The sequence below is a fragment of the Brevundimonas sp. GW821-FHT12C05 genome, assembly GCF_058807475.1.
Map to the genome: position 1 here is coordinate 248,550 of NZ_JBXAQS010000004.1, position 19,458 is coordinate 268,007.

At 68.8% G+C, this 19,458-nt stretch carries 16 protein-coding genes; 11 read left to right on the top strand and 5 right to left on the bottom strand.

All coding sequences use genetic code 11. From position 1 onward, the window contains the following. Positions 1-35 precede the first annotated feature (35 nt). Complete coding sequence (locus tag AC1RRF_RS14855; protein ID WP_492835879.1) at positions 36-1,694, bottom strand: alpha-glucosidase; 1,659 nt, start codon at positions 1,692-1,694, stop codon at positions 36-38. Between the two features lie 147 nt (positions 1,695-1,841). Here AC1RRF_RS14855 and AC1RRF_RS14860 point away from each other — a divergent pair, with 147 nt between their 5' ends. The 5 genes from AC1RRF_RS14860 to AC1RRF_RS14880 all read left to right on the top strand — a co-directional run bounded on the left by AC1RRF_RS14860 (position 1,842) and on the right by AC1RRF_RS14880 (position 7,432). Next, on the top strand, positions 1,842-3,368 hold the full coding sequence (locus AC1RRF_RS14860; RefSeq protein WP_492835881.1) for an MFS transporter: 1,527 nt from the start codon (positions 1,842-1,844) through the stop codon (positions 3,366-3,368). A gap of 106 nt (positions 3,369-3,474) precedes the next feature. Continuing rightward, entirely contained in the window at positions 3,475-4,053 is a 579-nt protein-coding gene (locus AC1RRF_RS14865) for a hypothetical protein (protein ID WP_492835883.1), read from the top strand. A 47-nt stretch (positions 4,054-4,100) separates the two neighbouring features. Further along, complete coding sequence (locus AC1RRF_RS14870) at positions 4,101-6,308, top strand: AGE family epimerase/isomerase (protein ID WP_492835885.1); 2,208 nt, start codon at positions 4,101-4,103, stop codon at positions 6,306-6,308. Beyond that, entirely contained in the window at positions 6,308-6,991 is a 684-nt protein-coding gene (locus AC1RRF_RS14875) for an acylneuraminate cytidylyltransferase family protein (protein WP_492835887.1), read from the top strand. Before AC1RRF_RS14870 ends, AC1RRF_RS14875 begins: the two co-directional genes overlap by 1 nt. Positions 6,992-7,051: 60 nt before the next feature. Then, a complete protein-coding gene (locus tag AC1RRF_RS14880; RefSeq protein WP_492835889.1) occupies positions 7,052-7,432 on the top strand; it encodes a VanZ family protein in 381 nt (126 codons plus the stop codon). Position 7,433: 1 nt separating this feature from the next. On the opposite strand, the gene AC1RRF_RS14885 is transcribed toward AC1RRF_RS14880, so the two are convergent. The 3 genes from AC1RRF_RS14885 to AC1RRF_RS14895 form a co-directional block, all read right to left on the bottom strand. Then, on the bottom strand, positions 7,434-8,099 hold the full coding sequence (locus AC1RRF_RS14885) for a hypothetical protein (RefSeq protein WP_492835891.1): 666 nt from the start codon (positions 8,097-8,099) through the stop codon (positions 7,434-7,436). Positions 8,100-8,214: 115 nt separating this feature from the next. Next, positions 8,215-8,442, bottom strand: coding sequence for a hypothetical protein (locus tag AC1RRF_RS14890; RefSeq protein WP_492835893.1), 228 nt, complete (start codon positions 8,440-8,442; stop codon positions 8,215-8,217). Between the two features lie 328 nt (positions 8,443-8,770). Further along, complete coding sequence (locus AC1RRF_RS14895) at positions 8,771-9,661, bottom strand: M48 family metalloprotease (protein ID WP_492835895.1); 891 nt, start codon at positions 9,659-9,661, stop codon at positions 8,771-8,773. Positions 9,662-9,910: 249 nt separating this feature from the next. Here AC1RRF_RS14895 and AC1RRF_RS14900 point away from each other — a divergent pair, with 249 nt between their 5' ends. After that, positions 9,911-10,921, top strand: coding sequence for an NAD-dependent 4,6-dehydratase LegB (locus tag AC1RRF_RS14900; protein WP_492835897.1), 1,011 nt, complete (start codon positions 9,911-9,913; stop codon positions 10,919-10,921). Between the two features lie 9 nt (positions 10,922-10,930). On the opposite strand, the gene AC1RRF_RS14905 is transcribed toward AC1RRF_RS14900, so the two are convergent. Next, positions 10,931-11,551 (bottom strand): acetyltransferase, encoded by a 621-nt coding sequence (locus AC1RRF_RS14905; RefSeq protein ID WP_492835899.1) that lies wholly within the window; start codon positions 11,549-11,551, stop codon positions 10,931-10,933. Between the two features lie 102 nt (positions 11,552-11,653). Between AC1RRF_RS14905 and neuC the strand changes: the two genes are divergently transcribed. The 5 genes from neuC to AC1RRF_RS14930 form a co-directional block, all read left to right on the top strand. Next, the gene (neuC, locus tag AC1RRF_RS14910; RefSeq protein WP_492835901.1) at positions 11,654-12,793 is read left to right on the top strand and encodes a UDP-N-acetylglucosamine 2-epimerase; all 1,140 of its coding nucleotides are present in this window, start codon (positions 11,654-11,656) and stop codon (positions 12,791-12,793) included. Continuing rightward, positions 12,786-13,883, top strand: coding sequence for an N-acetylneuraminate synthase (neuB, locus tag AC1RRF_RS14915; protein ID WP_492835903.1), 1,098 nt, complete (start codon positions 12,786-12,788; stop codon positions 13,881-13,883). The genes neuC and neuB overlap by 8 nt, the downstream gene beginning before the upstream one ends. Then, on the top strand, positions 13,883-14,932 hold the full coding sequence (locus AC1RRF_RS14920; RefSeq protein WP_492835905.1) for a nucleotidyltransferase family protein: 1,050 nt from the start codon (positions 13,883-13,885) through the stop codon (positions 14,930-14,932). Before neuB ends, AC1RRF_RS14920 begins: the two co-directional genes overlap by 1 nt. 144 nt (positions 14,933-15,076) lie before the next feature. Then, a complete protein-coding gene (locus AC1RRF_RS14925; protein WP_492835915.1) occupies positions 15,077-15,841 on the top strand; it encodes a metallophosphoesterase family protein in 765 nt (254 codons plus the stop codon). 294 nt (positions 15,842-16,135) lie between these two features. Then, on the top strand, positions 16,136-19,458 hold a 3,323-nt coding region (locus AC1RRF_RS14930; RefSeq protein WP_492835907.1), incomplete at its 3' end, for a M10 family metallopeptidase C-terminal domain-containing protein.

Here is a 19,458-nt window from a genome sequence, read left to right on the forward strand (position 1 = left end):
CGCTTCGTTAGCGCCGACGGGGCGGCCGCGCCACCTCATATCAGGCGCCGCCCGATCAGGCCGGCCAGAGGCGGCAATCCGTCCGTGTCGCCGTCGAGGTTCGTCGACTCGAGCCGGCTGAAACTGCCGTGCGGAAGCCATGTCGAGGTCTTGTGGCCCAGGTTGAAGATGCAGATCAGGACCTCGTCGCCGAGAATGCGTTCGAACACCAGCAGGCCGTCCGGGGCTTCGAGCACTCGCATCGACCCGTGGGTCAGCGCGGGCTGCGTTTTTCGGAAGGCGATCAGGCGGCGGGTCACGGCCAGCTGGGAGGTTGGGTCCGCTTCCTGGCGGTCCGCCGCCAGCGGTAGGTGGCGCGGATCGATGGGCAGCCAGGGTTCGGCGGTGGAGAAGCCCGCATGCGGCGCATCCGCCGTCCATGGCATCGGCGTGCGGGCGCCGTCGCGGCCCAGGGTCTTGGGCCAGTTGGCGATGGCTTCGGGATCGACCAGCCGGTCGAACGGCACCTCGCCCTGCGGCAGGCCCAGCTCTTCGCCCTGATAGAGGAAGACGGCGCCGCGCAGGCAGACCAGCAGCAGCGTCATCATCCGCGCCATGGCCGCCCGGTCGCGACCCTCGGCCCAGCGGGAGACGGCGCGCGGCGCGTCGTGGTTGGAAAAGGGCCAGGAGGGCCAGCCCTGACCCGGTCGACCGTCCCAGACGGCGGCGGTGCGCTTGACCAGATCGGGCGTCAGGGCCGGGGCGTACAGATAGGTGAAGCCGTAGGCGCTGCTCAGCCGATCCCGCCCTTCGGTATAGGCCTGCATCTCCGCATCGGCGCGGTCGCCCGGCACCTCGGCCACGGTGAATCGGCCGCCGTGGCTGTCGGTCAGGGCGCGCAGCCGCTTCAGGAAGTCGACGATGCCCGGCTGGGACTGGTTGTGGATCTTGTCCTGGAAGTCGAAGGGCCGGGTGCGCGGTCCGCCCGGCGGCAGGGGCGGATTGTCGGTCAGCGCCGGATCGTGCATGGCGAAATTGATGGCGTCGAGGCGGAAGCCGTCCACGCCCCGCGCCAGCCAGAACCGGACCACGTCCAGCAGCGCCTCCTGCACCGCGGGGCTGTGCAGGTTCAGCTGCGGCTGCTCGGGCAGGAAGTTGTGCATGTAGTACTGGCCGCGCCGGGCGTCCCAGGTCCAGGCCGGACCGCCGAACACCGACTGCCAGTTGGACGGCGGCGTGCCGTCGATCTTGGCGTCGGCCCAGACGAACCAGTCGGCCTTCGGATTGTCGCGGCTCTGGCGGCTTTCCTCGAACCAGGCGTGCTGGTCCGAGGTGTGGGCGAAGACCAGATCGATCAGGACCTTCAGCCCCAGGGCGTGGGCGCGGGCGATCAGGGCGTCGACGTCGGCCAGGGTCCCGAACACCGGATCGACGTCGCAGTAGTCGGCGACGTCATAGCCGAAGTCCCGCATCGGCGAGGTGTAGAAGGGGCTGAGCCAGACCGCGTCGACCCCCAGCGAGGCGATGTGGTCCAGCCGGGCGGTGATCCCCGGCAGGTCTCCGACGCCGTCGCCGTTCGTGTCGGCGAAGCTGCGCGGATAGACCTGATAGATGACGGCGCCGCGCCATGGATCGGCGATTTCGGCGGGGGAGGCGACGATCCGGTCGGTCACGCAGAGGCCTTGGTCAGCAGCCGGATCAACCGGAAAGCCCATCTTCCTCGCCCTGATCTTGTCCGCAAGGGCCCAAACCCGCCCACTTTTGGTTACGAATTGCCTCAAATCGCTGGACGCGGGCTTTTGCGGATGAAACCAAGACGGTGAAAGGCCGCGCACGTTGAGACGCCGGCCGTGGGGAGTGAGATGACAGACAACCAGCAGACCTCCGCGAAGGGGCTCGGGACCGCCTTCGCCTATGTGACGACCCTGTTCTTCGCATGGGGCTTCGCGACCTCCCTGATCGATCCGCTGATCGCGGCGGTGAAGGGCGTCTTCGAGCTGAACTTCACCGAGGCGCTGCTGACCCAGTTCGCCTGGTTCACCGCCTACGGGATCGTCTCCCTGCCCGCCGCCGCCGTGCTGGCCAAGCTGGGCTACGCCAAGTCGATCGTCGGCGCTCTGGCGGTCATGGTGCTGGGCGCCCTGATCGTGCCGCTGTCGACCGTGTTCGACTTCTATCCGGGCGTGCTGGTGGCCCTGTTCGTGATCGCGGCGGGCGTGACCCTGCTGCAGGTCGCCGCCAACCCCCTGGCCGCGTCGCTGGGGTCGGCGAAGAGCTCGCACTTCCGCCTGGTCCTCTCGCAGGCCTTCAACTCGCTGGGCACGGTGGTCGGTCCCCTTCTGGGCGCGACCGTCATGCTGTCGGGCGGCATCTTCGCCGTCGGCGGCGTCAGCGCCCTGGCTTCGCCCACCGCCCTGATCCTGATCCTGCTCGGCGTCGGTCTCGGTGTCGTCGCCGGCTTCCTGGTCGGCGCCCTGCGCAAGGACATCAAGGGCTGGCTGGCCGTCGGCGCCGCCATCGGCCTAGTGATCGGCTGGGTCGTCTTCCTGCACAACTACATCGGCGGCATGGGCGCCCACGCGGCCTCGATCGCGCCGGAAGCCGCTCCGGCGGCCGGCGCCGCGCCCGCCGTCATGGACCCCGCCGCCCGTGCGGCGACCCTGCGCAACATCGACACCGTCTTCATCGGCCTGGCCATCTTCTTCGGCGTGCTGGGCGCCTTCATCTGGAGCGTGCGCAAGCGCCTGACGGCCGCCAGCGCGGCGGCGGCGTCCGAGGTCGCGGGGTCGCCGCTGCGCGCCCTGTCGTCGGGTTGGGCCCTGTTCGGCACCCTGGCCATCTTCGTCTACGTCGGCTCGGAAGTGACCGTCGGCAGCCTGATGACCAACTTCCTGCACTCGGACGGCGCGCTCGGCCTGCCGATCCACGATGCGGGCCGTCTGGTCGCCCTGTACTGGGCCGGCGCCCTGATGGGCCGGTTCGCGGGCAGCGCCCTGCTGACGCGGGTCCCGGCCGGCTGGCTGCTGGCCGTCTGCACGGCCTGCGCGGCCGTCCTCTGCCTGATCGTGACCCAGACCGGCGGCGTCAACGCCTCGTTCGCGGCGCTGGCCATCGGCCTGTTCAACTCCGTCATGTTCCCGGCGATCTTCACCCTGACGCTGGAACGGTCCTCGGCGCCCGCCTCGGCCACCTCGGGCCTGCTGGTGTTCGGCATCATCGGCGGAGCCGTGCTGCCGCTGCTGGGCGGCTGGATGGCGGACATGACCAGCCTGAACCTGGCCTTCTTCATCCCGCTGGCGGGCTATGTGATCCTGACGATCTTCGCGATCGTCGCGGCGCGCGCCCGGGTGAGCAACGCCGAGGTCGCGGCGACGCCCGGCGGCCACTAGGTCCCAGCGGCAGGCGTAGAATAGGGGCCGTCGGGGGAGACCCCGGCGGCCCTTGTGCGTTCAGGACCATGCGCCCCGTAGTCTGCGGCGCTTGTCCGTGGTTCGCATGTTGTCCCGTATCGTCCGCGTCCTGGTTTCCGGTCTGATCCTCGCCCTGCTGGCGGGGCCGGCGCTGGCGGCGGTGACGGTGACCTTCTACGCCCACCCCGGGGCGCGGGTGCGGGGCGGCTACCTGCTGTTCCCCCACGCCTATGTGCAGGCCCTCGGCACGCTGGACGAAACCGGCGAAGCGGTCGACTGGGCGGCGGGTTTCACCGCCCGCAACCCCGGACCGCAGCTGCTGTTCGTGCGCGACAGGGGCGTGGTCCAGGCGCCGGACGCCCGCTACGTGGGCGAGGGGCGGCCCTATCTGGCGCTGACCGTCAGCGACGCGACCTACCGGGCCATTCGCGACCGGGCTGACTGGTGGAACGGGCCCGAGGGCTGGGTCTATGACCTGAGGCGGCGCAACTGCATCACCTTCATCGCTGATCTGGCGCGCGTGGCGGGGCTGCAGACCGCGCCTGAGCCGTCGATGAAGCCGGGCAGCTTCCTGGAGGCTACGGCGGCGTTGAATCCTCAGGCGGCGTGGCGGGACCCGACCGAAGCCCCGACCCCGCTTCCGGAAGGCCCGGCTTCGCTCTAGTACGGGCAGGCGGCCGCTATCCCAAAGCGGCCACGGAGATCGGGGCTATGGCGATTTTTCCTGTCATCCTGTGCGGCGGCGCCGGCACTCGGCTGTGGCCCGCATCGCGCTCGGACCGGCCCAAGCAGTTCCTCGACCTGACCAGCAATCTCTCATTGTTCCAGGAGACATTGAGCCGGGTCGCGCCGCTGGCGCAGGGCGGCGGGCAGGTGGTGGTGGTGGCCGGTCAGGAGCACCGCAGCATCGTCGTCGAGCAACTGGGCGACATTCCCGCCATCGTTCTGCTGGAGCCGTCGGGTCGGGATTCCGCCGCGGCGATGGCGGCGGCGGCGCACTGGATCGCCCGCCGGGATCCCGAGGGGGTGGCGGCCTTCGTCGCCTCTGACCATCGGATCACGCAAGACGAACTGTTCCGCGCCGCCGTGCGCGAGGCCGCCGAGCTGGCGGGCGCCGACCGGCTGGTGGTGTTCGGGGTCAAGCCGACCGAGCCGTCATCGGCTTACGGCTACATCCAGCCGGAGCAACCCGGCGGCGCCTCGCCGGTCAGGGCCTTCGTCGAAAAGCCGGACCGCGCCACCGCCGTCGACTATCTGGCGCGCGGCTATATGTGGAACAGCGGCAACCTGGTCGCGACCACCCGGACCCTGCTGGACGAACTGAAGGCCTTCGCGCCCGAGATCGAGGCCGCGGTCGCGGCCGCCACGCCGGACGGCGATGGGGCCGTGCTGGAGTTGACCGCGGCGTTCGAGGCTTCGCCGAAAATCTCGATGGACTACGCCGTGCTGGAGCGCAGCCGGAAGGTCTGGGTGCTGCCGGTGGTGTTCGACTGGTCGGACCTGGGCGCATGGGACGCGGTCGCGGCCACTCAGGCCGGCGGACGGGGCGTATGGATCGGGGCCGACGAAGACACGTCGAATTTCGTCCGCGCGGCCAAGGGTATGGTGGTTGCAACCGCCGGCGTCACCGACCTTGCGATTATCGCGGAGCCTGACGCCGTTCTGATCTGCCACCTGAGCCGATCACAGGAGGTGAAGGGACTGGTCGAACGGCTGCGCGAGATCTCGCCGGAACATATCTCGCCGGGCGACCGTGGGATCGCCCTGCCGATCGCGGCCGAGCGCTTCTTCGACTGGATGGATCTGGCGGCCCTGCCGCTATGGGCCACCCTGGGCGGAGCGGGGGACGGCGCCTTTGTGGAGGCGCTGGACGCAAAGGGGCGCCCCGTCGGCGACTTCCGGCGGGCTCGGGTGCAGGCGCGGCAGGCCTATGTGTACAGCAGCGCCGGCCGCCAGGGCTGGGGCGGTCCGTGGGCGGGGCTGGTCGGGCGAGGTCTGGACGCCTTCGAACGCACCAACCTGCGGCCGGACGGCCTGTATCGGACACGGGTCAGCGTCGACGGGGCGGTGCTGGACGACACGCCGTGGCTCTATGATCAAGCCTTCGCCCTGTTCGCCTTCGCCGGCGCCGCCGCGGCGGGGATTGAACCCGAGCGGATGGCGGAGCGGGCGCACCGCTTGAGGGGCGCGCTCGAAGGCCTGCGGCATCCCGCGGGAGGCTGGCGCGAGGCGGGAGACCATCCCTTCCAGGCCAACGCTCACATGCATCTTCTGGAAGCCTGCCTGGCTTGGGAGGCGCTGGAGCCGGACGGGCCCTGGACCGGGCTGGCGGACGGAATCGTGGCGCTGGCCCGGCGGGTCTTCATCGACGCGGACGGCGGCTTCGTGCGGGAGTTCTTCAACGCCGACTGGGCCCCTGCGGAGGGTGAGGACGGTCGGCTGGTCGAACCGGGGCACCAGTTCGAATGGGCGTGGCTGCTGACCCGCTGGAGCCGTCTGCGGGGCGACGCCGGGCTGATGTCGGACGTGCGTCGTCTCTACGCCGCGGGCGATCGCGGGGTGGATGCGAAGACGCGGGTCACGGTCGATTCCCTGAATGACGATCTGTCGGCGCGCTCACGGCAGGCCCGGCTATGGCCGCAGACGGAACGGCTGAAGGCGGCGTTGATCCTCGCGGAAGGCGAGCCCGCCGGGCCCGGTCGCGCGGCCCTGCTGCGGGACGTCGGAGAGGCGCTGGCCGCGATGACCCGGTACCTGGAGCCGACCGGCCTGTGGCGGGACAAGCTGGAGGCGAACGGAACCTTCGTCGTCGAACCGTCCCCGGCGAGCTCGCTCTATCACATCATGGTCGCCTGCGAGCAGCTGAGGGCGCTGGCCCCCAGCCTGCCGGAGTGGATTGAACAGGACGGCGGTGTCTGATGATCGGCGACAGCAGGGTCCTGGGGATCATCACCGCGAGGGGCGGGTCAAAGGGACTGCCGGGCAAGAACCTGATCCCGTTCCTGGGGCGGCCCTTGATCGGCTGGACCATCGCGGCGGCGCAGGCCTCGGTCGGGATTGATCGGTTGATCCTGTCATCGGACGACGCGGCCATCATCGCCGAAGCCAGGGCGATGGGCTGTGAGGCGCCGTTCGTGCGCGACGCAGATCTGTCGGGGGACGAGGCGCGGTCGATCGATGTCGTGCTGGACGCCCTCGATCGCGTGCCGGGATTCGACATCGTGGTCCTGCTGCAGCCGACATCGCCGCTGCGGACCGCGGCGGATATCGACGCCGTCCTGGCCGGGGTGAAGGACGCTGAAAGCTGTGTCTCGGTCAGCGAGGCCGCGGCCCACCCTTGGTTGACGTATCGGCCCGACTCGTCCGGACGCATGGTGGCCTATGCCGAGCCGGACGCCGGCGCGAGCCTGCGGCGGCAGGACCTGCCGCCGGCCTGGACGCTCAACGGCGCGGTCTATGCGGCCCGGGTGGGTTGGCTGCGTCGGCATCGAACCTTCGTGAAGGCCGGGGACACCATCGCCTGTCCGATGCCGCTGGAGCGGTCGGTGGATATCGACACCCTCGAGGACCTGGTCGCAGCCGAGCGGATCGCCGCAGGCTGAATCGTCGCACGCCCGTTTGGTCGCCTTGCTTATGGCGGAGTGTTTGGCGACTAGACATCCATGTCGCTTCCCCTGCGTATTCTTGCCGTCCTGACGATCTCCATCCTTCTGGTGCTTCTTCTTGGGCCGTCCCTGGAGGTGGAGCAGCAGGTCTCCGGTCTGGACAAGGTCGCTCACTTCGGCGCGTTCGGGCTCTTGCTATGGGCCTTCGGCGTGCTGTTCCCGAGCCGCTCGCGCGTGCTTCTGGCGATCTGCGCGGTGCTGGCCGGGGGAGGGATCGAAGTGATTCAGGGCATGATCGGCCGGGACGCCAGCTGGTTCGACTTCCTGGCCGACATCCTCGGCGTGGCCGTGGCGTTGCTGGTCTGGGCGACCTGGAGAGGATTCAGGCCCCGCCAGGCGCGCCAGAGGACCGGCGCGGCCGCGAACGCGAACGTCTGATTCAGGTCTGGCCGGCGGGTATGGCGAGGGTCAGCAAGGCCGCGTCGCTCATGAGCTCGAGCTCACGGTTCGCCAGTTCGCGCTGCAGGCCAGCCGCCGCCGCATAGGCGTCACGGCCCCGCTCCATGAAGTCGGCGATGTTCGAGAGCTCGTGGATGGTCAGCCGATCCGGCCGGCGGCTGCGGGTGGCGAGGCCCAGGACCCCGACCCTGTCCGGCGCGCGTTTGAGCAGGACCACGACCTCCGCCTGACCGGTCAGCCTCGCGTGGACGCCGGACAGCTGGTCCGCCAGGGCGGCGAGGTGTTCGAAAAAGCGGCTGCCCGGGCCGTCGAAAGCCTGTTTCGGCTTCAGGCGCATCGATCCGCGCTTGCCTTTGAAACAGCCCACGAACTGGACGACGGCGAACTGCAGCAGGGCGATATCGACGACCGCGTCGGGCTGCTCCTTCCTCCGCCGCTGAATCAGGATTCTCATGGCGTCGATCGCCTGGTCCAGCACCGTCAGAACAGCGGCCAGTTCGGCGAGGCCGGCGGCATGATCGGTTTCGAGCAGGCGGACTTCATCGACGCCGGGGGGAAGCGACCGCCCGGTTCCCTGTTCAGCGGGGCCGGCGGATCGGGATCGCCATGCCCTGAAACGATTCAACACCCGGCGGCCCCAACTCATTCTTGACCGCCCTTGCTCCGATGTCTCGAGGCGGTTGTCCAGTATTCAGACGTGCAAACGGGCTCGCTCCCGAGAGAGCGAGCCCGTCCATGTCATGGGGACCGGACTGGCTGGATCAGTCGCTTTCGCTGTCGTCGTCGGTGGCGACGACGACCACGCCGACGATCACGGCGGCTCCGATCAGAAGGACCGGAAGCGGGATGCCGGCGAACTCGCTGGAGTCATCGGCGGTCGCGCCGACGCGGTCGCCGATACGATTGGAAATCGGGGCGGCGCCCGCCGCGGCGGCTTGACCGGCTACGAGAAGCAGGCCGGCGGTGATGGCGGCGATGGTCTTCTTCATGGGGATGTCCTCCGAACCAGGCACCACAACGCCGGTTGTCGGCGCGGGTTCCCACGAAATTGGTGCACCGCGACAAACTCGCGGATCGAAGTCGATCCTGATGCATCCACAGCACACCGGCGTCGCCGGCGCTTCTCCTCAACGCCGGCTATTGACGCCAGCCTGGAGCGAAGACATCCAGAACGGGTGTTCCAGTGGTTTGCAAAACTGATTCAGAAAGCTCGTTGCCGCCACCGTTGGCGCATCGATCGACGTGACTCCAATCGTGAGTGGTGCGATCTCTGCCGCGCGAAACGTCGCAAGCCGGCCTGATCATCGTCGGGCCTGTTCAGGGCAGCAGCGGACGATCCGCCGCGACCAGGGCCGCGATCTCGGCCTGAACCTCTTCAAGACGTTGGGCGCGCGTGCCGGCCGAGGCATGCGCCAGCTGCGGGTAGCGAACGCGCCAGTTGGACGCCCCGAAGCGCCGCCAGAAGGCCGGGGCGGCCTCCGGTCGATAGCCGGCCCGGGCCATCAGATACAGACCGACGCGGTCCGCCTGCCGTTCCGGATCGCCGCCCCGGCCGCACAGACGGGGGTTGCAATCGCCTTCGACGACCGTACGGCCGGCGCCTCCGGTCTCGGACCAGCTGCGATGCCGCAGGACGTTGTGCGCCAGTTCGTGGCCGAGGATGACCGCGAGTTCGTCGTCGGTGAGGGCGAAGCCGGCGAGCGCCGTGCTGATGAACAGCCGTCGCCCATCCGCCCGGGCGCGCAGGTCATCGGATGGGTTCAGCTGAACCTCATAGCCACAGGCGCGGCGGGGCGCGACGGCGATGTCCTGTCGCTCTCCCCCGCGCTCGATGGTCAGCACCGCGGGGCCGTCTGAAAGGCTTTCGTCGAGGGTGGCGATGTTCGCCGCCAGACCCTCGAACCGGGGCGGCCCGCCGAAACGGCCCGAAGCGAGGGGGACGCCTCCCACGGCTACGATCAGGTCGCCCGTCCGCAGGCCCGCCGCGTTCGCCGGCGAACCCGACGGCGCCGCCAGAACGCCCGGAAGGTCGCCGCGCAGGCCGAACCGGCCCTCGGCCTCGGGACGAAGTTCGAGGCTGTATTGCGCCGCCGCGTGCAGGGCCCATCCGGCGGACTGGCGGACCACGGGGCAGAGATCGGCATTGGCCTCGGACAGCCGCCAGGCGACGCGCGCCACCGCCAGATCGAGATCCGTGAGCGTGCTCAACCGCTGCGCCGGGGTCGAGGCGGCGCCGGCGGGGCTCGGCGGCGAAACCTGCGACCCGCCACATCCGGCGAGACCGATCACCATCGCCGACGCCGCACAGGCCAGGAACCACCGGGAAAGCATGGAGTGAACAAGACAGGACGCCGCCGCGCGGCGCAACATCAGGACGCGCCCAGGAGGCTGATTTTCGGCTTTCCTTAACGCGAACGGTGGGAGGGGCATGATGAACATCCCTGCGGAGATCATCCTGTGAAGCTGGACGGCAAACGGGTGCTGGTGACCGGCGCCGACGGCTTCATCGGCTCGCACCTGACCGAGCGGCTGATCCGCCGGGGCTGCGACGTGCGGGCCTTCGTCCAGTACAACAGTTTCGGCAGCTGGGGCTGGCTGGACGAGAGCCCCGCCGACATCCGCAAGACTCTGGATGTCTTCGCCGGCGACGTCCGCGACCCGCACGGCGTCCGGACGGCGATGAAGGACTGCGACGTGGTCCTGCATCTCGCGGCGCTGATCGCGATTCCGTACAGCTACCATTCCCCGCAAACCTATGTGGAGACCAATGTCCTCGGCACCCTGAACATCGTGCAGGCGGCGCGGGATCTGGGCGTCGAGCGGGTGGTCCACACCTCCACCAGCGAGGTCTATGGCACGGCCCGGTTCGTGCCGATCACCGAGGCGCATCCTCTGCAGGGGCAGTCGCCCTATTCGGCGTCGAAGATCGGCGCCGACCAGATCGCCCTGAGTTTTCACGCGGCCTTCGGCACGCCGGTCAGCGTCCTGCGGCCGTTCAACACCTATGGACCGCGCCAGTCGGCCCGGGCGGTGATCCCGACGATCATCAGCCAGATCGCGGCGGGGGCGAAGGAGATCAAGCTGGGGGCGACGCACCCGACCCGCGACTTCAGCTTCGTCAGCGACACGGCCCGAGCCTTCGAGGCGCTGGCGGAATGCGACGCCGCCCAGGGCCAGACGGTCAATGCGGGCAGCGGGTTCGAGATCTCCATCGGCGACACGGCCCAGGCGATCATCGCGCTTATGGGGTCGGACGCCCGGATCGTCGCCGACGACCAGCGCCTGCGTCCTGAAGCCAGCGAGGTCGAGCGGCTGTGGGCCGACAGCGATCTGATGCGCGCGCTGACAGGCTGGGCGCCGGAGTACGGCGAGGGCGAGGGCTTCCGGCGGGGGCTCCGGGAAACGATCGACTGGTTCAGCGATCCGGCCAATCTGGCCCGCTACAAGACGGACCGGTACGTCCTGTAGGCGCCGCTGCTAGCGCTCGAGCGGACGGGCGGGATTGCCGACGACGACCGCGCCGGGCGGCACATCCTTTGTCACCACCGCGCCCATGCCGATGATGGCGCCCTTGCCGATGCGCAGCGGCTTGTCCGGCGTGCCCTGCTTCAGGACCGCGCCGGTCCCGACATAGACATCGTCCTCGATCACCACGTTTCCGTTGACCGAGGCGCGGGGGGCCAGGGTGACGAAGTCGCCTATGACGCAGTCGTGGGCGACGTAGCTGAACAGGTTGGCGTGGAAATGCCGCCCGATCACGACATTGGCCGTGATCACCACGTGGTCGCACAGGATGGCGCCCTCGCCGATCTGAGACGGACCGCGGAAGGTGCAGGTGGGGGCGACGATGGAGACGAAGCCGCGCCCTTTCGCGCGCAGATCGGCATCGACGCGGCGGCGTACGGCGGCATCGGCGATGGGGATGGCCAGGACTATGTCGTCCGGCAGGTCCGACATGGCGATGACCGGCACGCCATTGAGAGGGGTTTCTGTAGGCTCAGGCGAGACGAAGGTGACGTTGTCAGCGCCGCCCTGGGCGATAGCGAGGGGCGCGACTTCCCGGCCGAAACCGCCCGTTCCGCACAATCCGATTCGCATGCCATTCTCCCGCCGGGCGCATGCTAGCAGGTAGCAGTTAGCCAAGGCGGGCGTCCAGCGCCTCGTCGGATGGAGGAGCGGTTGGGGAAACGGCGGATCTGCGTGGCGACCAGCGGGCGGGCCGATTACGGCCTGCTGTACTGGCCCATGCGCGACATCGCCGCCGCCGCCGATCTGTCGCTGCAACTGCTGGTCACCGGGACCCATCTGGAGCCGCGCTTCGGCGAGACGGTGCGCCAGATCGAGGCGGACGGGTTCGCGATCGACGCCCGCGTGCCGATGGACCTGGCCGGCGACGGTCCGTCGGCATTGGCCCGATCGACCGCTCTGGCTTTGACCGGGGCGACGGAGGCGCTGGAACGGCTGGCCCCTGATCTGCTGATGGTCCTCGGCGACCGGTTCGAGACCCTGGCCCTGGTGCAGGCGGCGATGCTGACGCGCACCCCCGTGGCGCACATCGGCGGCGGCGACGTCACCGAGGGCGCGATCGACGAGGGCATCCGGCACGCCATCACCAAGCTGTCGCACCTGCATCTGGTCACCCACGCCGACGCCCGCGACCGGGTTGTGCGGATGGGCGAGGCGCCGGATCGGGTGCATCTGGTCGGCAACCCCGGTCTCGACCGGCTGACGCGCGAAACGCGGCCGGATCGCGCGGCGCTGGAGACCCTGCTGGGGCGGCCGCTGGGCGCGCGCAACCTGCTGGTCACCTTCCACTCCGTGACGACCCTGCCTGACCGAGGGCTGGCCGAGTTCGAGGCCTTGCTGGCCGCGCTGGCGCCGCTGTCCGATGTCGCGCTGTGGATCACCCGGCCCAACAGCGATCCCGGCGGCGTGGCGATCAATGCGGCGCTGGACGCCTTCGCGGAGGGGCGGGCGAACGTCAGCCTGCACGACGCGCTGGGCTCGGCCTATCTGCCGCTGCTGGCGACGTGCGACGCGGTGGTCGGCAATTCCTCCAGCGGGCTGGCGGAGGCGCCGTCGGTCCGAACGCCCACGGTCGATGTCGGTCTGCGCCAGGCCGGACGGCTGGCGGGCCCGTCGGTGCTGCATAGCCCGGGCGAGACGGCGGCGATCACCGCCGCCCTGGCCCGCGCCATGGCGGGCGACGTTTCCGGCTTCGATAATCCTTACGGCGACGGGCAAAGCTCGGCGCGGATCGTGGACGCCCTGCGCGCTGCGCCGCCGCGCGACGCCCTGCTGCGCAAACGCTTCTTCGACGGCGAGACCTCCCATGTCTGATCCGGTTCTGATCATCGCCGAGGCGGGCGTGAACCACGACGGCTCGCTGGACGACGCCTGTCGCATGATCGACGTCGCCGCCGAGGCCGGGGCCGACGTGGTCAAGTTCCAGACCTTCGAGCCCGAGGCGGTGCTGACCGCGCGCGCGATGAAGGCGGCCTATCAGGCGACCAACACCGGCGAGGGCGGCACCCAGCTGGAGATGGTTCGCAAGCTGGCGCTGAGCCGGGACGATCACCGGGTGCTGGCGGACCGTTGCGCGACGAAAGGCGTGCGGTTCATGTCCACGGCCTTCGACATGGGCAGTCTGGCGTTCCTGGCCGATCTGGAGATGCCCGCGATCAAAATTCCGTCCGGCGATCTGACCTGGGGAGCCATGCTTCTGGCCGCCGCCAGAGTGGGGCCGCCACTGATCGTCTCGACCGGCATGGCGACGCTGGACGAGGTGCGCGAGGCCCTGGCCGTGATCGCCTTCGGCCTGACGCGCGATGGTGATCCGACGGGGCGGGGGGATCTGGAGCAGGCTTTCGCCGATGGGCAGGCCGCGCTGCGCGACAAGGTCACCCTGCTGCACTGCACGACCGAGTATCCGGCGCCGCTGGAGGCCATCAACCTGCGGGCCATGACCACCATGGCGGAGACGTTCGGCCTGAAGGTCGGCTATTCGGACCACAGTCTGGGACAGACCGTCGCGGTCGCCGCTGTCGCGCGGGGCGCCTGCGTGATCGAGAAGCATTTCACCCTGAGCCGGACCCGTCCCGGACCCGACCATCCGGCCTCGCTGGAGCCCGACGAACTGGCCGCCATGGTGCGCGCCATCCGCGAGGTCGAGATCGCGCTGGGCCGTCCGGAGAAGGCGCCGGCGGTCGCCGAACTGGGCAATCTGGCCATCGCCCGCCGCGCCCTGGTGGCGGCGCGGCCGATCCGGCAGGGCGAGATGCTGACTCCCGACGCCCTGACCGCCAAGCGTCCCGCGGACGGGCTTTCGCCCATGATGGAATGGCGGTTGATCGGAACGGCGGCGCAGCGCGACTATGCGCCGGACGATGCGATCGAGGAGCCCGTTTCGGACGGGCGGGGGACGACCTGATGCGGCACTGGGAAAAGGCCCTGATCGGCCCGGAGGCGACTTTCCGGGACGCCCTGCAGTCGATCGACGCGACCGGCGCGGGCATGGCCCTGGTGGTCGACGGCGACCGGCGGCTGATCGGCGCCCTGTCGGATGGCGACCTGCGGCGCGCCCTGATCCGCGGGGCGGGACTCGAGGACGCCGCGGTATCGGCCGTGAACCGGAGCCCGGTGTGCGCCGGAGAGGGCGAGGACCGGGCGACCATGCTGGCGACCCTGCGCGCGCACAGCCTGAGGCAGTTGCCGATCGTCGATGGCGACGGTCGGGTCGTCGGTCTGGCGACGACCGCCGATTTCCTCGACATCCCCGTCCGGTCCAACCCCGTGATCATCATGGCCGGCGGCAAGGGAGAGCGCCTGGCGGAACTGACGCGCGACACGCCCAAGCCGATGCTCAAGGTCGGATCGCGCCCGATCCTCGACACGATCGTCACCAACCTGTCAGGACAGGGTTTCCGGAACTTCTGGCTGGCCGTGAACTACAAGGCCGAACAGATCGAAACCCATTTCGGCGACGGTTCGGCGGCGGGACTGAACATCCGCTACCTGCGGGAAAGCAAGCCTCTGGGAACCTGTGGCGCGCTCAGCCTGCTGCCGACGCCCTCGGAACCGTTCGTGGTGACCAACGGGGACGTGCTCGCCCAGGCTGACTACAGCCACGTGCTGGATTCGCACCTGCAATCCGAGGCCCAGGCGACCGTCGTGGTGCGCGACTATCAGATGCAGGTGCCGTTCGGGGTCGTGAACGCCGAGGGCGCGGCCGTCGTGCGGATCGATGAAAAGCCGACCCAGAGCTACACCATCAGCGCCGGCGCCTATGTGCTGTCGCCGGAGGCGCTCGATCTGGTTCCGGCCGATACCTTCTATGACATGCCAGCCCTGCTCGCCGAAATGATCCGCAAGGGGCTGAAGGTCCGCTTGCAGCGCGCCGAGGGCTACTGGATGGACATCGGCCGCCCGCCCGACTATGCGCAGGCCAACGCCGACTTCGGGTCGGTTTTCGGGGGCTGATCCTCTTCTGATCGGCAAGTCGGCGGATGGCCGAACCCTGACCACAATGATCAGCCAAGACGCCCGGTGACAGCGAGGCTCATGATTTCCCGACTCTTCCAGCGCAAACCCGCCGCGGCCCCGGTCCGCGCGCCTTCGACGCCCATGGCGCCGGAGGGTGTTGTCGTCTGGGCCGTCGGCGACATTCATGGAAGACTGGATCTGCTTCAGCCGTTGGTGGAGGCGATCATGGCCGACGCCGCCGCATCGACGCCTGACCGAACGATGGCGATCTTCCTGGGCGACTACATTGATCGGGGGCCGGCATCGGCGGAGGTTCTTCGTTATCTCGCCGGGCTGCCGACCGACGCCGGCGTCGAGTGGCGGTTCCTGAAGGGCAACCACGAGGAGGCGATGTTGAAGTTCCTCGACGATCCGTCCTTCGGTCTTGAGTGGTGCCAGTACGGTGGCGGCGCGACGCTGCAATCCTATGGCCTGCGTGAGCCGGACATGAAGCACCGGGCGGAAGCCTGGCGCGCCGTCTCCCGCGATCTTGACCACAGGGTCACGGCAGTCGAACGCGCCTTCCTCGACAATCTCGAACTGAGCATCATGGTCGGCGACTACTTCTTCGCCCACGCCGGCGCCCGGCCCGGGAAGACCCTGGCCGAGCAGACCCCGCGCGATCTGATGTGGGTGCGGCGAACCTTCCTCGATGACGATGCGGCGTTCGAGAAAATCGTCGTCCACGGACATACGCCCGCCGACGCCGTGCACGTCGACCATCGGCGAATCGGCCTCGACACCCGCGCCTACGACTCCGGCATTCTCAGCGCGGCGAGACTGTCGGGCGTGGAACGCACGGTCTTCCAGGCGGTCGCATCTGTCGATGATGATGTCGCCATCTGTGTCGTCCGCTCGACCCTATAGGGTCGAGTGCGGATATATCCGCAACTGCCGTTTCAGATCACTCATCGTTGAGTAACGATGGAATGCCGACGCTTGTTGTTTTCTCGTCCGACGCTACGGTGACCCTCTTCATTTCCTAGTTGGGTGGGTCTCAGCATGTTCGATAGCTTCAGCAACCGTCTGGCGGTCAGCCAATCGAGCCGGTTCTCCGAAGCCTTTGATCCTGTAGAGTCTCAAGGGGGAAGCGGTGGCGGCGGGCAGACGTCGAGCTCCTCGTTCGGCGACGTCGGCAGCTATCAGCCGTGCGCATGCTGCATGCGTTTCCACGGCGCCAGTTCAAACGGTGACGGCGGCGGTCTCGCCGCGATCGTGAACGGCGACGACCGTGGCGGCTCCGGCAACAACAAGCCCTCGCTGTCGATCACCGACGCCGGAACCCAGATCACCCGCACCAACAACAGCTGGGCCACGGGCCTGGGCCAGGCGGCTACGGTCACTTTCGCTTTCCGCATGTCCGCGCCGACCATGCCGAGCGACACCTCCGGCTTCAGTCAGTTCAGCGCCGCGCAGATCGCCGCGACCCTCCAGTCGCTGGCGGCCTGGTCCGATGTCGCCAACATCACCTTCACCCAGGTCACCGACCCCGGAAGCAACTATTCGAACAACGCGACCATGCTGTTCGGCAACTACTCTTCGGGGCAGTCCGGTGCGGCGGCCTTCGCCTATCTGCCGGGTTCACGACAGGGAGGTTTCACGGACGCGACCGACGTCCAGGGGGATGTCTGGGTCAATAGCTCGCTGTCCTACAACGCCGCGCCGGTTCTCTATAATTACGGCACCCAGACCCTGCTGCACGAAATCGGCCACGCCATCGGCCTCAGTCACCCGGCGGCCTACAACGCCAGCGCCGGTCAACAGACCCTGTATGGCCCGCACGCGATCTATTTCGAGGATTCGCGCCAGTACACGGTGATGAGCTATTTCTCCGAGCAGGAGACCGGCGGTAATTTCGTGCTGAACTCAACGCAGCATTTCGCCTCGGCGCCGCTGATGGACGATATCGCCGCGGCCCAGCGCCTGTACGGCGCCAACACCACCACCCGGACCGGCGACAACACCTACGGCTTCAACTCCAACGCCGGCATGCCGTGGTTCTCGGCCACGAGCTCGTCCAGCCCGCTGGTCTTCTGCGTCTGGGACGCCGGGGGCACGGACACCTTTGACTTCTCGGGCTACACCGTCGCCCAGGTCATCGACCTGCGTCAGGGCGCCTTCTCGAGCGTCGGCGGCATGATCGGCAACGTCTCGATCGCCCTGGGCGCGGTGATCGAGAACGTCATCGGCGGCACGGGCGCGGACACCATCCGCGGCAACTCGGGCGACAACCTCATTCGCGGCAACGGCGGGGCCGACGTGATCGACGGCGGTCTGGGCAGCGACACGGTCGTCTTCTCGGGCGCTCGGTCCAGCTACACCATCACTTGGAACGGTCGGGTCGGCACGGTGACGGCGGCGGGGCAGGCCGCGGTGACGATCACCAACGTCGAGTTCCTGCAGTTCTCCGACATGAGGATCGCGGCGGCGCCGACCGGCGGCCTGATGGTCGGCGGCGACGCCACCAACGAGACCATCTCGGGCACGACCTTCAGCGACACCCTCGGCGGCCTGGGCGGCAACGACACCGTCAACGGCCTGGACGGCGACGACTATCTCGACGGGGGTTCGGGCGTTGATATCCTGAACGGCGGCGAAGGCGCCGACATCCTGGTCGGCGGCCTGGGCAACGACACTCTGAACGGCGGCAACGGTATCGATACGGCGGACTATTCGGGCGCCGGGACCGGCGTCACGGTCAGTCTGGCTGAGGGACTGACCAGCGGCGGGGCCGGTTCCGACACCCTCTCCAGCATCGAGAACGTCACCGGCTCGACCTTCATCGACACCATCACCGGCGACGCCAACGCCAACGTCCTGCGCGGCGGAGGCGGCGCGGACACCATCAGCGGCGGCGGCGGCGACGACCAGCTGTTCGCCGGCGCGCCTGGCCAGACGGCCGGCGCCCCCGACATCCTCAAGGGGCAGGCCACCACGAACGGGACCCGCGCGACCGCCGTCTCCCTGGCCGGGGCCTTCGACCTCAAGGAACAATCCGACATCGTCAACTCGACGACCATTCCGCATGCGACGGTCGTGGCCACCGCCCATGCCGGGGTCGAGTATTACGTCTTCACGGTCGAGGCCGGCGCTACGGTCTCGTTCGATATCGACGGCGCTACCTTCGATTCGACGCTGCGTCTGTTCGACGAAAACGGCAACGTGCTCAGCAGCAACGATGACGGCGCGGTCCGCGACGGCGAATCAACAGATTCGCAGATGAACTACACCTTCTTCGTCGCCGGCACCTACTACATCCAGGTCGCGCAGTGGGCGACCAGCAGCCCGGACGGCGCCACCTTCACCACCCGCGACCTGCCCGCCGGCGGGCGCTACACCCTGCATGTGTCCGTCCCGGGCCAGGCCGTCGTGCCGATCGTCCTGGCGGGATCGACCCTGAACGGTGATGCGGGCGCGGATCTCCTGACGGGGGGCGCCGGCAAGGACACGCTGAACGGCGGGGCCGACAACGACATCCTGAACGGCGGGGGGGACAACGACACGCTGAACGGCGGCGACGGCACCGACACCGCCGTGTTCTCGGGCGACCGTTCGGCCTACACGATCAGCACCAGCGCCGGCGTGACCACGGTCGCCGGACCGGACGGCACGGACACCCTGACCAACGTCGAACGCCTGCAGTTCGCCAACGGCCTGTTCGACATCGCGGGAAATGCGATCCAGTCCACCTCCATCGACGGTACGGCGAACGCCGACACCCTCGCCGGCACGGCGAATGCGGACGTGATCAACGGTCTGGCCGGCGACGACGTCATCAACGGCGGCGCGGGCAATGACACGATCGACGGCGGCCAGGGCAATGACACCGCGGTGTTCAGCGGCGCGATGGCCCAGTCGACCGTCGTGACCAACGGCGCGACCACCACCGTGACGGGACCGGACGGCGCCGACACCCTGACCAATGTCGAGTACCTGCGCTTCTCGGACGGCACCCTGATCGTGGGCGCCGGCGGCGGCCAGCTGTTCACGGGGACGGCCGGCAATGATGTGCTGACAGGGACGGCGTTCGCGGATGACATCCGTGGCGGCGCAGGCGACGACGTCCTGGTCGGCGGGATTGGGGCCGATGTGCTGAACGGCGGCGAAGGGATCGACACGGTCGACTACTCCTCGGCGCCTGATCGCATCGCTGTCTACCTTGAGCAGGGCCGGGCCTACGGCGGCGCCGATGCGGAGGGCGACACCCTGTCCGGCATCGAGAACCTGATCGGCACCAACAGCATCAACACCGACTACCTCGTCGGAAGCGCTGGCGACAACCGGCTGAGCGGGCTCGCGGGCGATGATGACCTGCGCGGTCTGGGCGGCAACGATACGCTGCTCGGCGGCGCCGGAGCGGACATTCTCGACGGCGGTGAAGGCGACGACACCCTGATCGGCGGGGCTGGAGCCGATACGTTCATCGGCGGCGCCGGGGTCGACACGGTCGACTACTCCTCGGCGGTGAACCGGATCGACGTGTC